The sequence below is a fragment of the Streptomyces sp. NPDC002896 genome (assembly GCF_040295225.1).
Lineage (GTDB): Bacteria > Actinomycetota > Actinomycetes > Streptomycetales > Streptomycetaceae > Streptomyces.
Window position 1 is genome coordinate 1 of the sequence record NZ_JBEOVA010000036.1, and the last position, 14916, is coordinate 14916.

Sequence of the window (14916 nt, forward strand, 5' to 3'; positions counted from 1 at the left end):
CACCCGGACAGCCTGGCGACACCGCGCCGTCCGGGCCAGTACCCGAACGGCGTGTCACATCACAACAGGGCAAAGGTTCTCTGATGCGGCACTAGTACGGCTGGTCGTCGCCGGCCGAGCAACTGCACTCGGCGCCCTCGGCCGCCTCGTCCAGGTCGGCGATGATCTGGATCTCGTCGTCCTTGATCGACGGGGTGGGCAGCGGCACCGGCAGACCGCCGGTCGGAGCGGCTGCCGGACGGCGGCCGATGGTGAGGAGTACCGGCTCGCGCCGTGGAGTGAGTGTCGCGGTGGGCGGAGTCATGATCCGTAACCTGCATGCTGGCAGTAGAGCTCTCGTCGGTCCCCCGCCTCCTGGTAGAGCTTGGCCAGCGGTCGGCACGTGCGGCACGTGCCGACCTTCGTGCAGCCGGAGCAACCACCGGTGCGGAGCTGTAGGGACTCGGCGATGGCGCCGAGTCGGGGGAGGGCTTCGACGCCCTCGGTGATGAGGTTCGCGCTCGGGTCGCGGCCGACCTTGCAGATCGATGCGATGCCGTGCGGGTTGACGTGGAAGAACGTGTGGCCCGCGTTGCAGCCGGTGAAGATGCTCCGGGCCGTGAGGTGGCTCTGCGCCTGCATCGCCAGCGGGTTCGCCTCGCCGTCGATCGTGGGCGACATGTTGGTGAAGACTTGGTGGGGGAAGCCGTACCGCTCCGCGAGGCGGATCATCGCGTCGGTTTCATGCGCGTTGTCGTCCGAGACGATCACGTTCAGCCGGACCGGCAGCCTGTCCTCGCGACTACGAGTCCCGCCCCCTAGGCCGTGTATCGAAAGCAAACCTTGGGATCGTCGAGTGGCAGCTGAACGGGCCCATTAATTTGATCTTCCGGCTCCTGACCGTCAGCGCCGGTGAACCCGGCGATCTACAGCCATAACGACCACAACACCACCAGGGCGCGGGCGCGCCTCGAGAGCGCTGGCGGCCGATCGCCAACGCCGCGGCAGACGCAGGGGCGGGGGGAATGGCCTAGGCGGGGTGAGGAGGTTGTTCGGGGCTGCCTTCGTCTGTAGTGGTCTCGTCGTCGATCAGCCCGTAGGGGGGTCGGTCCTCGTTGCGGCTGTACCGGACCACGACGTTCTCTTCCGCGAGCACGGGTGGACTGTTGTCGACGATGATCACCTGGGCGCCGGCCCCCTGCTCAGCCAGCCAGCTGCTCAGGTGGCGGTAAAAGTCGTCGATGGCGATCGCGTCTGCGATTACCGCGTCCCGGGTGGCGCCGTGGCCCAGGTTCTTCTGCGGGCTGTCGATCATGAGGAAGCCGGGGTGGGCGGCCGATGTTTCGACGGCCACCTCGAAGACGGCCAGCTGCCAGGCCAGGGTCAGGAGTGTTCGGGCGCCGGATGATGCCTCGCGGTAGGAGTCGCCGCGTACGTGAGGAACCAGGTTCGTGTCGATCATCGGCTGGCTGAGTTTCGGGTAGCGCCACTGCCGCAGGAGGTCGCTGTACCGGCCGCTGATTCGGCCGACGACCAGGTCCCTGTCCTGTGCGGCATCTCCCAGCCGGTCGCGTTCCTCCCGCAGGCGTTCGATCTGTGCCTCCTGCCGCTCCACGAGCGCGGCGCGCTTCTCCAGGCCAGCCTGAAGCTTCCTCGCGTTCTCGGCGTGCTGGAGATGACGGAGGACTTCCTCGCGCCGGCGCTGGAGGTTGTCGCGAGCGGCGAGGAACGGGGTGACGGTGGGCGAAGTGGCTTCGTCGACCGCGGCCGCGGCACGTTCTTCGTCGATGGCGGCGTCTTCTGCCTGGAGCTTCAACGTCGCGAGCGAGCTGTCCAGGCCCTCGATGTAGGCAGTGATCTCCTTCAAACGGGCCTTGGTGGCCCTGACCTCGGCCGCGACGTCCAGCCGCCCTTCATCCGACGAGTGCTCGGCTGTGGCGGTGCCGAGCGTCAGGTGACCGTCGCCGTGGGGCAGCTCGTGGCTGCACAGACTGCACGAGCCGTTCTCCACCGACGGGGGAGCGGGCAGCCGATTCAGGCACGCCGGGCAGGTCGTGACGCTGAGGGGGTCGAACAGGCGCTGCGCTTCGGCCAGCATATTGAGCTTGACGAGGTCGTCCGCGTACTGCGCCCGCAGCGGCATCATCCGGGTGAGTTGCGTCTCGCAGTCACGTACCACGCCGGCGGCTCGCCGGGCGCGCTGGGCAGCTTGCTGGTGCTCGCGGCGCAGACGCCCGGCGAAGGTGGTGCCGGCTTGCGCTGCCTCGTCGAGGACCCGTAGCTGCTCGGTCAGCTCCCGCAGCTCGCCTTCGTACTGCTCAGCGATCAGCGCACCGACCGTGGGAACGTCCTGCTCGTCGACGAACGCCCGTGCTGCGGCGAGTTCGGAGCGTGCCTGGGTGAGTCGGGCGCCCAGTTCTTTGATGCGTTGCCCAAGCTCGACGGCGCGGTCGTCGTGAACGCCGAAGACGACGTCGACCACCTGCTTCAGCTTGTGCTTCTTCATGTACTCGTTCTCGAACAGGAAGTTCTTGGAGGCGACGCGCTCGTTGGGCAGGAACGCGAGGTTCATGAGGTCGCGGATGCTCAGGGGGTCGGTCCGGGACTCACGGCTGGAGGGGGCCTCCCGCAGCTGGACGCCTTCGAGCTTGCAGTGCCCCAGCAGCAGAGCGGAGAGGCTCTCGGGCGCTCCCGCCGGCTCGATGGTCCTGCTCTCAGGCTTGGAGAGCGGCGGGCTGTCCAGCGTCCCCCGGCGTACGTAGGCGACCTTCGACGGCTCCCCGACGGGCCGCTCGATGACGTGCGGTTCGCCGGACAGCTCGACTTCCAGAAGGCAGGAACGGACCTTCCGCAGCACCTCAGGATGCCGTGGATGGCGCTTCCCACCGAGGCCGTAGGCGATGAACTCCAACACCGCGGTCTTGCCCGAGCTGAATGCCCCGGCCACCACGGACAGGTCCCGCACCCGCTGGTCCTGCGTGAAATCGACGTCATAGTTTCGGCTGACGCCAGCAAGGCGCAGGCGCCGGATCCGGATGCCAGGCAGAGGCTGCATGGTGGTCATCCCTCCCAGGGCATGTCAGGTGCCTGCGGTCCAGGACCCAGCACGCTGAGGAGCGCGGCACCGGGACCGCCCTCTCCATCCGGCCGCAGCCACCGTGCGGTCTGTTCCCGCAGCGCCTTGTCGCTGAGCTTGCGGAGGCTACGCACGACGATGGACGCCGCAGTGGTGAACGACGCGGCGTAGGTGGCGGTGAAGCGAGCCCCGAGTTCCCGACCGCGGTTGCTGATCGAATAGGCGAAGGCGCCGTTGCGGTTGTGGACCTCGCAACACCCGTAAGCCACGAGCAGTCCGAGATCGTGCTGGATGCGCTCGCGTCGACTGGTGAAGCGCTGCGAGGAGGACGCGTACGAGAGCACCTGCGGATCGAACCCGGCCAGCCTGAGGATATTGCCCTCCCGGCCGTCGGAATCGACGACGAGGAAGGGATTCGCCGACAGGAAGTCGTAGTAGCCGATGCGCTCCAGGCTCGCCCCCTTCGCGTCCTGTCCGGCGACAGCGTCGAGAAGAAGCAGCAGCTGCGCCAGCCGGAAGGTCACCTCGTCCTCCGGCATCATCACCGGCCGGTGTGCTTCCACAGCGAACTCCTCGTAGGTCTGACAGGACAGGCGACGGCGGTCAGCCGTCGGAGTGCTCGGCGGCGATCTGCCGCCAGTGTTTGACCCAGCCCGCCTTGCGGTTGTCCACGAGCCGGTGGACCAGCCCCCAGCTGTGCACCAGCTCCAGGCGGAGCGACTTCGGCAGTTTGTCGTGCTCGTTGCGTACATCCCGCCAGACACGGGTGTGGAGAACCCGAAGCGCGTCCTCGGCCGCGCATTCGTTGAACTGCATCTCCCATAGCCCGTGGAGCGTCGCATCGGCGGAACTGAGCGCCGCCACCTCCGCCGGAACATCCTTGTGCGCGATCTCGCGAGCCACCAGATCGGCATTGAAGAACTGCCTCTTGGCCGAGTCCAGCTCCACGTGGCCGGCCTCGGTCATCTGCCGAATGAACAAGGCGGAGCCAAGGGCGGCTGCCTTGTCGTCCTCGACCTCGAGTACCAGCCGAAGCTGCTCCACGGGGGCGGGGGCGCCCTGAGCGTACGTCTCGTAGAAGCCGCGACGCACGTCGTCGCCCTCGGGGCTAAGCAGCTTCTTCCTGAGGGCGGTCTCGTCCCAGAGCTGGATGACGAGGCTGTGTTCCTTCTCCCTCGCCTTCGTCCACGTGTCCCACCATGCCGTCATGGGGCCGTCCATGCTGGAGGGGATGCACAGAATCCAGCTGGCAATGGTGTGGCCGTTCTTGACGGCTGCCTTCAGCACGTTGTCGAGTGAGTCTGTGACCTGCTGTACGTGCTTCTTGGTGGTGACCGGCATGAAGTACTTGGACTGCCACACTGTGATCGCTCCGCCGAGGTTTCCGGCGAAGGCGTCGATCCCCCAGTCGCCCGGGTTCGCAGCGACGGACCGTACGTTTGGGGTCGTCGCGGCGGCAAGCTGAGCGATCATCGTTTCGAAGTCGTCGCGGGCTCCGCCGAGGCTTCCCCCGCGGACTGCGTGCACGTCGAAGCTGATTGGCTGGACACCCGTCGGCACGGCTATCGAGTCAGGCACAGCCCACCCCCCTGCGCCGGTGGCTGCACACAGGATGTTCCCCGTGCGTCACACGCCGTATCGGTGGAGCCTATCCAACGGCCACTCGTCTGATCAAGAAGTGGAACGCGCCGGCATCTCAAATACGGTCCACCGCGCAGCACGGCAATCGCGCGAAACCTGCGGGCCACGGTTCAGGCGTGCAGGTCGTCTTGGCGAGAGGGCTGCAGCCCTCTCCCGCAGGGTGCCGTCGCGGCCTGATCGCGGCAACTGCAACCCAAACTGCAACCCTCAACGTCGAAGGGCCCCACCGCGAACGGTGGGGCCCTTCGACATCGTGCCCGGTGAGGCACTGGCGGAGGATACGAGATTCGAACTCGTGAGGGGTTGCCCCCAACACGCTTTCCAAGCGTGCGCCCTAGGCCTCTAGGCGAATCCTCCGCCGGAAACATTACATGACGGCGAGCAGTGCTCGCGAACTCGTTCGCGCCCGTCGAATCGGGTACCCTGTGCAGAGCCCCTCACGTGGCGCTATCTGACTGAACTCCCCCAGGGCCGGAAGGCAGCAAGGGTAGGTTGGCTCTGGCGGGTGCGTGAGGGGCGTTTTGCGTCTGCACCGGGTGACTTCTCGTGACGCAGGCGGGAGGGGCCCTCGAAGCCTCCGCGTCGAAGCGCGGGCAGAGCCCCGTGCACAACCGTGTGCAGTCCGTGTTGTCAGTGGGCGCCTATAACCTCGTATGCGTGTCGTCTCTCGCGCTGTACCGCCGCTATCGCCCGGAGTCGTTCGCCGAGGTCATCGGGCAGGAGCATGTCACCGGCCCGCTGCAGCAGGCGCTGCGGAACAACCGGGTCAATCACGCGTACCTGTTCAGCGGGCCGCGCGGCTGCGGCAAGACGACCAGTGCCCGGATCCTGGCGCGGTGTCTGAACTGCGAGCAGGGACCCACGCCGACGCCCTGCGGTGAGTGCCAGTCGTGCCGGGACCTGGCGCGGAACGGGCCGGGGTCCATCGACGTCATCGAGATCGACGCCGCGTCGCACGGTGGCGTGGACGACGCCCGTGACCTGCGAGAAAAGGCGTTCTTCGGGCCGGCCGCCAGCCGGTACAAGATCTACATCATCGACGAGGCGCACATGGTCACCTCGGCGGGGTTCAACGCCCTGCTGAAGGTGGTCGAAGAGCCGCCGGAGCATCTCAAGTTCATCTTCGCCACGACCGAGCCCGAGAAGGTCATCGGGACGATCCGGTCGAGGACGCACCACTACCCGTTCCGGCTCGTCCCGCCGGGGACCCTGCGGGACTATCTGGCAGAGGTCTGCGGGAAGGAGAACATCCCCGTCGAGGACGGGGTGATTCCGCTCGTCGTGCGCGCCGGTGCCGGATCCGTGCGTGACTCCATGTCCGTTATGGACCAGCTGCTCGCCGGTGCCGGCGAGGACGGTGTGACGTACGCCATGGCGACGGCCCTCCTCGGATACACCGACGGGTCCCTGCTCGACTCGGTCGTCGACGCCTTCGCCTCCGGAGACGGCGCGGCGGCCTTCGAGATCGTGGACCGCGTCATCGAGGGGGGCAACGACCCCCGGCGGTTCGCCGCCGACCTGCTGGAGCGGCTGCGCGACCTCGTCATCCTGGCCGCGGTGCCGGATGCCGCAGAGAAGGGGCTCATCGACGGTCCCGCCGACCTCGTGGAGCGGATGCAGGCGCAGGCCGGTGTCTTCGGCGGCGCCGAGCTCACCCGCGCCGCCGACATCGTCAACGAGGGGCTCACGGAGATGCGCGGCGCGACCTCGCCCCGCCTCCAGCTCGAGCTGATCTGCGCGCGCGCTCTGCTGCCCGCCGCATACGACGACGAGCGTTCCGTGCTGGCCCGCCTCGACCGGCTCGAGCGCGGGGGGAACTTCGTACCGGGCGGTGCCGGGCCCGCGATGGGATACGTTCCCGGGCCCGACGCCCATGCCCCGATGCCGCCGGCCGCCGGACCGGTTGTTCCTCCCGGCGGGGGACCTGCGGCGGCGCGCGCGGCGGTACGCGGGGGTGCAGGCGGAGAGGTGGCCCAGCAGGCTTCTGCGGCTCCCGCGGGCGCACCGGGAGCCCAGCAGGGCAACGTTCCGCAGGGCGCCCCCATAGGTCCGCCCACGCCCAGTAGTGCGTCCGCGCCCGCAGCTCAGCACGAGGCTTCCGCGCCCGGACCTCAGACCTCCGCCGCACCGAATCCGGTGGAAGCCCCTTCCGGGAACACTCCCGGGGCCTGGCCGACAGCGGCAGGTGCCGGTTCAGGCGGCGGGCGGCGCCCCGGCGGCTGGCCCACGGCGGCAGCTGCGGGCGGCGGGACCGGCCCGGCAGGAGCCGCCCCGTCCGGTGAACCCGCGCCGTCCGTGACCGCCGCTTCCCCGTCGGCTGCCCCCTCGGCACGGCCGGCGCAGTCGCCCCAGCCACCGCAGTCACCGCAGCAGACAGCATCGCCCGGGCAGCCCGCCTCCGGCGGTCTCGACCCGCGCGTCCTGTGGCCGAACATCCTCGAGTCCGTCAAGAACCGCAGGCGCTTCACCTGGATCCTGCTCAGCCAGAACGCCCAGGTCGCAGGGTTCGACGGGACGACCCTGCAGCTCGGCTTCGTCAATGCCGGTGCCCGCGACAACTTCGCGAGCAGCGGCAGCGAGGACGTACTGCGCCAGGCGCTGGCCGAGCAGTTCAACGTCCAGTGGAAGGTCGAGGCGATCGTCGACCCCTCGGGAGGCGGCGCCGCATCGCCGTCCGCCTCAGGCGGAGGGTTCAACAGCGGCTTCGCCGGCGGTGGCGCCGGACCCGCCGCGCCGCGCCCGGCAGCGCAGCAGTCGCCGGCATCGGCCCCGCGGCCGGCTGCTCCGTCGGCCCCGGCGGCCGCGGCCACCGCGCCGGCGGCGCCCACGCGGCCAGGGCCGCCGCAGTCGTCGCCTCCGGAGCCGGAGCCCCGCGAGCCGGAGCGGCCCCACGTCGCCCCGGAGGACGACATCCCCGAGGCCGACGACCCGGACCTCGACGAGTCGGCCCTCTCCGGCCACGACCTGATCGTGCGGGAGCTGGGCGCGACGGTCGTGGAGGAGTACTCCAACGAGTAGGCGGGCCCGACAAGGAGTAGGCGAGCCCGGCAACGAGTAGGCGAGCACACCATCCGAGCCGACGTCCGCGTCGTGCCAGAGCCGACCTCCGAGTGGTGCCCCGCGTGCGCGGCCGGTGCTGCCGCCCGACGCACGCGCGCCCTCTTCGGAGGAACGCACGAATGCCCGCAGCCCCCGCCTTCGGAAGCCCGTACAAGCGCATACGCCGTCGGCGGTTAGGCTGGCTGCCGTGAAGGTCCTCGTCATCGGCAGCGGCGCCCGCGAACACGCCCTGTGCCGCTCTCTGTCCCTCGACCCCGACGTCTCCGCCCTGCACTGCGCTCCCGGTAACGCGGGCATCGCCGAGGTGGCCGAGCTGCGCGCGGTCGACGCCCTCGACGGCGCGGCCGTGGCCGCCCTGGCCATGGAGGTGGAGGCCGACCTGGTCGTGGTCGGCCCCGAGGCGCCGCTCGTGGCCGGCGTCGCAGACGCCGTGCGCGAGGCGGGCATCCCCTGCTTCGGCCCCTCGAAGGAGGCCGCGCAGCTGGAGGGGTCCAAGGCCTTCGCCAAGGAGGTCATGGCCACGGCCGGAGTCCCGACCGCCCGTAGCTACGTCTGCACCACGCCGGACGAGGTGGACGAGGCGCTCGACGCGTTCGGCGCCCCGTACGTCGTCAAGGACGACGGCCTCGCCGCGGGCAAGGGCGTCGTCGTCACGGGCCACCTCGAGGCCGCGAAGGCCCACGCGAACGCGTGCGACCGCGTGGTGATCGAGGAGTTCCTCGACGGCCCCGAGGTCTCGCTCTTCGCGATCACGGACGGTACGACCGTCGTCCCGCTGCAGCCCGCACAGGACTTCAAGCGCGCCCTCGACAACGACGAGGGCCCGAACACCGGCGGCATGGGCGCGTACTCGCCGCTGCCATGGGCCGACCCGAAGCTGGTCGACGAGGTGCTCCAGACCGTCCTCCAGCCGACGGTGGACGAGCTGCGGCGGCGCGGCACGCCGTTCTCCGGCCTGCTCTACGCCGGTCTTGCGATCACCTCGCGCGGCGTCCGGGTCATCGAGTTCAACGCGCGCTTCGGCGACCCCGAGACCCAGGTGGTGCTGGCCCGTCTGAAGACGCCGCTCGCCGGGGTGCTCCTCGCCGCCGCCAACGGCACGCTGGTCGACCTTGAGCCGCTGCGCTGGAGCGACGATGCCGCCGTGACCGTGGTCGTCGCCTCGCACAACTACCCGGGCACGCCCCGCACCGGCGACCCCATCGAGGGCCTCGACGAGGTGGCGGCGCAGGACGCTCCCCACGCGTACGTGCTGCATGCCGGTACGAAGCATGACGGGCCCGCGGTGGTGAGCGCGGGCGGGCGCGTCCTGTCCGTGACGGCGACGGGCGCGGATCTCACGCAGGCGCGGGAGCGTGCATACGCGGCGCTGTCCCGCATCCGGCTGGAGGGCGCCCAGCACCGTACGGACATCGCCGCGAAGGCAGCGGCTGCCGCCGAGGACTGACACCGGCTGCCGCCTGGGACAGCGGTGGCCGCCGGTGACAAGCCGCCGGGGACTGGGCTCCCTCTCCGGCGGCCTGGCCGCTCAGGGCCCGAACCCCACCCGGCTGTCATCCACCTCTACCCAAAGCCCCTCCATCGAGTGAGCGTTGATCCATCCGGCTGACGCGAACGGAAGCCCCAACTAGGGTGCCGCGCAAGCATTCCGGCACTTGGCCCACCGGCATTGCGATGTCAGTGGCGGGTGCCACAGTGGGGGAGTGAGCAACGCCAAGGACGTCCGACGGCGGTGGCTGGCAGAGCACGCGCCGGGCGGGCAGTAGGGGGTGACACCGGTCGTGTCCGGTATGGCTGTGGAGGTGGGCGCGCAGTCCGCGCGGTCCCGGGCCCTCGCCGTGCTGCGTGTCCGCAGCAGGGCGCTGGCCCTCGCTCTGCTGCCCGCCGCCGTCGCCGTCGTACTGCTGGCGGGCGGCGCCACCGGGCACATGGTCGGCCGTGGCTGGGACGTCGCCCGGTGGATCGTGACGTTGCCCGCCGTCGTCGTGCTGGTCGCCGCCGCGGGCGTCGCCCTCGTCATAGCCCGCTCCAGACCAGCGGTCAGCCCCACCGTGCCGATCCCCGAGGCGTCCGCCCCCGACCTCTACCGGATGGTGCGGGATCTCGCGGACCGGCTCGACGTGCCCGCACCCTCGGCGATAGCGCTGACCCCGGACTGCGACAGCTGGCTCGAGGACCGCACACACCCGGCCCACGGCCCGCCGACTGCCCAAGGCAGGGACCGGATACGTGGCGTCATACGCCGCCTGATACGCAGCGTGCGCAAGGTCCCGGCCGGTTCCCACCGGGGCACGGCGACACCCGTCCTGGTCATCGGATCCCCGTTCCTGTGGTGGATGCGCGTCGGTGAACTGCGGGCCGTTCTCGCCCCGGTCGTCGCCGGTACAGGGCCCTCGGCGCACCCGGACATAGCCGCGGCCCGTCGCTTCGTGCGAGGCCTGGACGCAGCAGTCGCGGTGACGTCCGTACCAGGGAGGGGGCCGCTGTCCCGGATGGTTCTCGCGTCCGTCGGGTGGGTCACCCGGTTTCTGCTGCGCAGCTGTCGCGCGCATGCGGCCGAGATGGAGCGGGGTGTGGCGGCAGCGGCCGCCGAGCGTGCACAGGCTGTGGACTACGGCCTGCGGATCGTCGCCCAGGAACAGGTGGGCCTGGCGTACGCGGGGTGGGACCGGCTGCTGACCCGGGTCGCGCTTCCCGCGTGGCGGATGGGGCGCTGGCCGTCCCGGCTCGACGCGGGTGTGGTGGCCGCCCTCACCGAACTCTCGCGCCGCGACCGCCTTGCCGAGGGCTTCGCCTCCCGGCTCGGTGAGCGGCCGGCCTGCGACCTGCTGGAGGAACCGGGTGTGGTGGACGAGGCGGCGTCCCTGCTGGCCGCCCATCTCTTCCACGGCGGGCCCGCGGAGCCCGGGCCCGACTGGACACCGGTGAGCTGGCAGGAGTATCCGGACGAGGTGGTCGACCGCAAGTGGCGTACGGATGCGGCGCGCCTGCATCGCGTACTGGACGCGCTCCGGCCTCTGCCACGCACCGCCGCCCACGGCGCGGGCCACTCGGGGGACCCGACACTGGCGCGTGTGATGGACCACCTCACCGTCCGCGACCGGGGCGAGCCCAGGGGCTCGACGGCCTCAGCACCCACCGCGGCTTCAGGTCCCACGTCCCCCGCCGACCCAGCGCCTGCGTACGGGGCGGGTTGCCGGCCGGTGTCCACTCCCGCCGCGTCCGGGCCCGCGGCCCACGAAGCCGAAGCCGATGCCGATGCCGACACTGCGGATACCACCACGGCCCATACCGCCACGGCGAATACCGCCACGGCCGATGCCGGCACGCCCGCGGGTGAACACGGGCGGGGCGAAGCCCTCGCGGCGGGCCTCAGCGCGGAGCTGGCCCGGGAGGAGTCCGCGTCCCCTGACGTGCGATCTGCTCCGGCGGATCGTTCCGGTAGTGCGGGAGCCGACGACGCGCTGTGGGACGACGGCATGCTGCCCCTCTTCCCGTCGCAGCCTCCGCGTACCGGCCGTGAGCTGCTCACCGACCACGTCACGGCGATGGTGTGCTGCGCCGCCGTGGACACCGCCGGGGCCGCACCCGGCCTCGACTGGCTCGACGGGCCGGCGCTCATGGTCGGCGGCGAACGCGCGGTGGACCTGACGCCGCTGGTTCTGAGGCTGGTGGAAGAAGGCGATCCGGAGCCGTTGCGGGGCTGGCTCGTGCGCTTGGGTGTCCGGCCCGAGAAGCCGGTACGGCTGGTCTGACCTGCGTGTTCGTCCGCGGACAGCCAGCGTGGGCCGGCGGCCCGGGGCATGCGGCACGGGGGTCGCGACGTCCCGCCCGGCGACGACAGTTCCGGAGCCCGTCCATCCGGATCGAGCCAATTCACAACGAACGGTGACGGAGTGCGTGCGTAATGTGATGTGCTGGGGAGCGGCCGCTGATGCGCGGTCGCACGGCGCCGGATCCGAAAGTCCCTCCGGGATACGGCGCACGCAAGGACAAAGACTCCGGAACATGAGGGAGGGGAGCAGGCAATGGGGCCGGATCGCGGCGAGCAGGACACAAGGCCGGAGGGGACGGAGCAACCACCGAAGCGGGCCGAACGACCACAGCCGACGGAACAGTCACAGCCGGCTGACCGGCCGCAGCCGCCTGGGCAGACGCCAGAAGGTCCCCCACCCACGACTCCCTCGCCCCTGCCGCCTGCGGCCGCATCCCAGCCCCTGACGGCCGCGGCCCAGCCCGTGATCCGCCGATGGGAGTCCGGTGCCCTCGCGCACGCCGTGACCGACCCCTTCGGGCAGGGGCCCCTGCCCTGGCTCCGCGGCAGTGAGCACTACTTCGACGACACCGGGCAGGTCGTCCCGTGGTACGTCGACCACGTGCCGGCCCCCGGCGCCGCCAGGATCCCGGCCCCCCGTACGGGCGGCCCCCGGACCGCCGACGACGTGCACCGCCAGATCAAGGGGTTCACGTCCACCGGCGCCGCCGCCCCCGGTGAGGCGATCGACTTCCACGTCACCGTCGACCCGCCGCAGCAGTTCAGCGTCGACATCTACCGGATCGGGCACTACGGAGGCGACGGCGCGGCGAAGATCACCACGAGCCCGCGCCTCTCCGGCATCGTCCAGCCGCCCCCGCTCACCGCCGACCGCACGGTCTCCTGCCACCACTGGTGGCTGTCCTGGCGCCTGCAGATCCCGTCGTACTGGAGCATCGGGGCGTACGTAGCCGTCCTGACCACCGCAGACGGCTACCGCTCCCACGTCCCCTTCACCGTCCGCGACCACAAACCGGCCGATCTGCTCCTCCTCCTGCCCGACATCACCTGGCAGGCGTACAACCTCTACCCGGAGGACGGCCACACCGGCGCCAGCCTCTACCACGCATGGGACGAGCAGGGCCGGCTGCTCGGCGAGAGCGAGGCCGCCGTCACGGTCTCCTTCGACCGCCCGTACGCGGGCGCGGGGCTCCCGCTCCACGTCGGCCACGCGTACGACTTCATCCGCTGGGCCGAGCGGTACGGATACGACATCGCCTACGCCGACACCCGCGATCTGCACGCGGGCCGCGTCGACCCCACCCGCTACCGCGGCCTGGTCTTCCCAGGACACGACGAGTACTGGTCGGTCCCGATGCGCCGCGTCAGCGAGCTGGCACGCGAGCACGGCACCTCGCTCGTCTTCCTCTCCGCCAACACCATGTACTGGCAGGTCGAGCTCGGGCCGTCGCCCTCCGGCGCACCGGACCGCCTGCTGACCTGCCGCAAGCGCAGAGGCCCGGGAAAGCCCACGCTCTGGCGCGAGATCGACCGGCCCGAGCAGCAGCTGATGGGCATCCAGTACGCGGGCCGGGTACCGGAGCCGCACCCCCTCGTCGTACGCAACGCCGACCACTGGCTGTGGGAGTCGACCGGCGCGCACGAGAACGACGAGATCGACGGCCTGGTCGCGGGCGAAGCCGACCGCTACTTCCCGCGCACCGCGCTTCCCGAGCATCGACGGCGCATCCTGCTGGCCCACTCCCCGTACCGGGACGGTGAGGGCGTGCTGCGCCACCAGGAGACGTCGTTGTACCGCGCCCCGTCCGGCGCGCTCGTCTTCGCGTCCGGCACCTTCGCCTGGTCCCCGGCGCTGGACCGCCCCGGCCACGTCGACGAGCGCATCCAGCGGGCCACGGCCAACCTCCTGGACCGCATCTGCAAACGCGCCTGACGCGACCGCCCCCGGCCCCGGATGCGACCTCCCCGGGCCGGGGGCGCCCACCCCGACGCAACCTCCCGGGCCCCCGCGCCCCCCTCCCCATCCCCTGACCGGGCCACCGAAGCCGTGCCGCGGCAGACCCCTGCCCAGGGCCCCCGCACGCATACGGGAGAATCGAGGCAGCACTCAGACAGAACCACGGGGAGGAACCGTGTCCGGATTCGTTGAAAAGCCCGAACCGATCGAGGTTCCGGGTCTGGTGCATCTGCACACCGGCAAGGTGCGCGAGCTGTACCAGAACGAGGCGGGCGACCTCGTCATGGTCGCCAGCGACCGCCTCTCCGCGTACGACTGGGTGCTCCCCACGGAGATCCCCGAGAAGGGCCGCATCCTCACCCAGCTGTCGCTGTGGTGGTTCGAGCGGCTCGCCGACCTGGCCCCGAACCACGTGCTGAGCACCGAGCTGCCGCCGGGCGCCCCGGCCGAGTGGCAGGGCCGCACGCTGATCTGCAAGTCGCTGCGGATGGTCCCGGTCGAGTGCGTGGCCCGCGGCTATCTGACCGGTTCGGGCCTCGCCGAGTACGAGCAGTCGCGCACCGTGTGCGGTCTCGCGCTCCCCGAGGGCCTCGTCGACGGCTCGGAGCTGCCCGCGCCGATCTTCACACCCGCGACCAAGGCAGAGGTCGGCGAACACGACGAGAACGTGTCGTACGAGGAGGTCGCGCGCCAGGTCGGCGCCGACACCGCCGCCCAGCTGCGCCAGGTGACCCTCGCCGTGTACGCGCGCGCCCGTGACATCGCCCGGGAGCGCGGCATCATCCTGGCCGACACGAAGTTCGAGTTCGGCTTCGACGGCGAGGCGCTGGTGCTCGCCGACGAGGTGCTGACCCCCGACTCGTCCCGCTTCTGGCCCGCCGACGCCTGGCAGCCGGGGCGCGCCCAGCCGTCGTACGACAAGCAGTACGTACGGGACTGGCTGACGTCGGCCGAGTCCGGCTGGGACCGCAAGAGCGAGCAGCCGCCGCCGGAGCTCCCGGAGCACGTCGTGGAAGCGACGCGGGCGAAGTACGCGGAGGCGTACGAGCTGCTGACCGGCGCCAAGTGGTCGTAGGCCCGACAGGCCCCGCAGGCCCCCGGGCCCTACAGGCCCGACAGCCTGCGGAAACGGCGAAGCCCCCGGCGGTTCCGACCGCCGGGGGCTTCGTTCTGGAGCGGACGACGAGGCTCGAACTCGCGACCTCAACCTTGGCAAGGTTGCGCTCTACCAACTGAGCTACGTCCGCACTGCGCTGTTGCGCGAGAGCCACTATACCCAACTGCGTGCGCCAGCGAGACACACCTCCGTATCCCGGTTCTAGGCTCCCGGCTTCGGCCCGACGGAGGAGGGGCAGCGGGGCGGCCAACTCACCGCGATCAGCACCCCACAGACGGACAGGCGAGTCCGCAGCGATCCGGTCGAATGTG

The 14916-nt window shown here is 70.8% G+C and carries 10 protein-coding genes, 2 tRNA genes and 1 other RNA gene; 6 read left to right on the forward strand and 7 right to left on the reverse strand.

The genetic code is table 11. From position 1 onward, the window contains the following. Positions 1–91 precede the first annotated feature (91 nt). The 6 genes from ABT009_RS39440 to ABT009_RS39465 all read right to left on the reverse strand — a co-directional run bounded on the left by ABT009_RS39440 (position 92) and on the right by ABT009_RS39465 (position 5053). Entirely contained in the window at positions 92–304 is a 213-nt protein-coding gene (locus ABT009_RS39440) for a hypothetical protein (protein ID WP_351306179.1), read from the reverse strand. Then, a complete protein-coding gene (locus ABT009_RS39445) occupies positions 301–750 on the reverse strand; it encodes a hypothetical protein (RefSeq protein WP_351306181.1) in 450 nt (149 codons plus the stop codon). The genes ABT009_RS39440 and ABT009_RS39445 overlap by 4 nt, the downstream gene beginning before the upstream one ends. A gap of 259 nt (positions 751–1009) precedes the next feature. Next, on the reverse strand, positions 1010–3034 hold the full coding sequence (locus ABT009_RS39450) for a DNA recombination protein RecN (protein ID WP_351306183.1): 2025 nt from the start codon (positions 3032–3034) through the stop codon (positions 1010–1012). A gap of 5 nt (positions 3035–3039) precedes the next feature. Continuing rightward, positions 3040–3618: an ABC-three component system middle component 2 gene (locus ABT009_RS39455; protein ID WP_351306185.1), complete on the reverse strand. Its 579-nt coding sequence runs from the start codon at positions 3616–3618 to the stop codon at positions 3040–3042. A 40-nt stretch (positions 3619–3658) separates the two neighbouring features. Further along, positions 3659–4633, reverse strand: coding sequence for a serine/threonine protein kinase (locus ABT009_RS39460; protein ID WP_351306187.1), 975 nt, complete (start codon positions 4631–4633; stop codon positions 3659–3661). A 332-nt stretch (positions 4634–4965) separates the two neighbouring features. Beyond that, a tRNA-Ser gene (locus ABT009_RS39465) sits at positions 4966–5053 on the reverse strand. Positions 5054–5125: 72 nt separating this feature from the next. On the opposite strand from ABT009_RS39465, the gene ffs reads away from it, so the two are divergent. The 6 genes from ffs to ABT009_RS39495 all read left to right on the forward strand — a co-directional run bounded on the left by ffs (position 5126) and on the right by ABT009_RS39495 (position 14563). Continuing rightward, positions 5126–5220, forward strand: an RNA gene (gene ffs, locus ABT009_RS39470) — signal recognition particle sRNA small type. A 133-nt stretch (positions 5221–5353) separates the two neighbouring features. Beyond that, positions 5354–7714 carry a DNA polymerase III subunit gamma and tau gene (locus ABT009_RS39475; protein WP_351306189.1) on the forward strand — a complete coding sequence of 787 codons (2361 nt, stop codon included), beginning with the start codon at positions 5354–5356 and terminating at the stop codon, positions 7712–7714. A gap of 229 nt (positions 7715–7943) precedes the next feature. Continuing rightward, positions 7944–9203: a phosphoribosylamine--glycine ligase gene (gene purD, locus ABT009_RS39480; RefSeq protein ID WP_351306191.1), complete on the forward strand. Its 1260-nt coding sequence runs from the start codon at positions 7944–7946 to the stop codon at positions 9201–9203. 343 nt (positions 9204–9546) lie between these two features. Next, a complete protein-coding gene (locus ABT009_RS39485; protein WP_351306254.1) occupies positions 9547–11511 on the forward strand; it encodes a hypothetical protein in 1965 nt (654 codons plus the stop codon). 273 nt (positions 11512–11784) lie between these two features. Then, positions 11785–13464, forward strand: coding sequence for a N,N-dimethylformamidase beta subunit family domain-containing protein (locus ABT009_RS39490; protein ID WP_502990046.1), 1680 nt, complete (start codon positions 11785–11787; stop codon positions 13462–13464). 199 nt (positions 13465–13663) lie between these two features. Continuing rightward, positions 13664–14563: a phosphoribosylaminoimidazolesuccinocarboxamide synthase gene (locus ABT009_RS39495; RefSeq protein WP_351306195.1), complete on the forward strand. Its 900-nt coding sequence runs from the start codon at positions 13664–13666 to the stop codon at positions 14561–14563. A 96-nt stretch (positions 14564–14659) separates the two neighbouring features. Here ABT009_RS39495 and ABT009_RS39500 read toward each other — a convergent pair. Further along, a tRNA-Gly gene (locus ABT009_RS39500) sits at positions 14660–14735 on the reverse strand. Positions 14736–14916 lie beyond the last annotated feature (181 nt).

What these genes read in the sequence shown, in the direction of transcription:
- ABT009_RS39490 (WP_502990046.1), top strand. Translation starts at nt 11,785, where the DNA reads ATGGGGCCGGATCGCGGCGAGCAGGACACAAGGCCGGAGGGGACGGAG.
- ABT009_RS39440 (WP_351306179.1), bottom strand. Translation starts at nt 304, where the DNA reads ATGACTCCGCCCACCGCGACACTCACTCCACGGCGCGAGCCGGTACTC.
- ABT009_RS39450 (WP_351306183.1), bottom strand. Translation starts at nt 3,034, where the DNA reads ATGCAGCCTCTGCCTGGCATCCGGATCCGGCGCCTGCGCCTTGCTGGC.
- ABT009_RS39485 (WP_351306254.1), top strand. Translation starts at nt 9,547, where the DNA reads ATGGCTGTGGAGGTGGGCGCGCAGTCCGCGCGGTCCCGGGCCCTCGCC.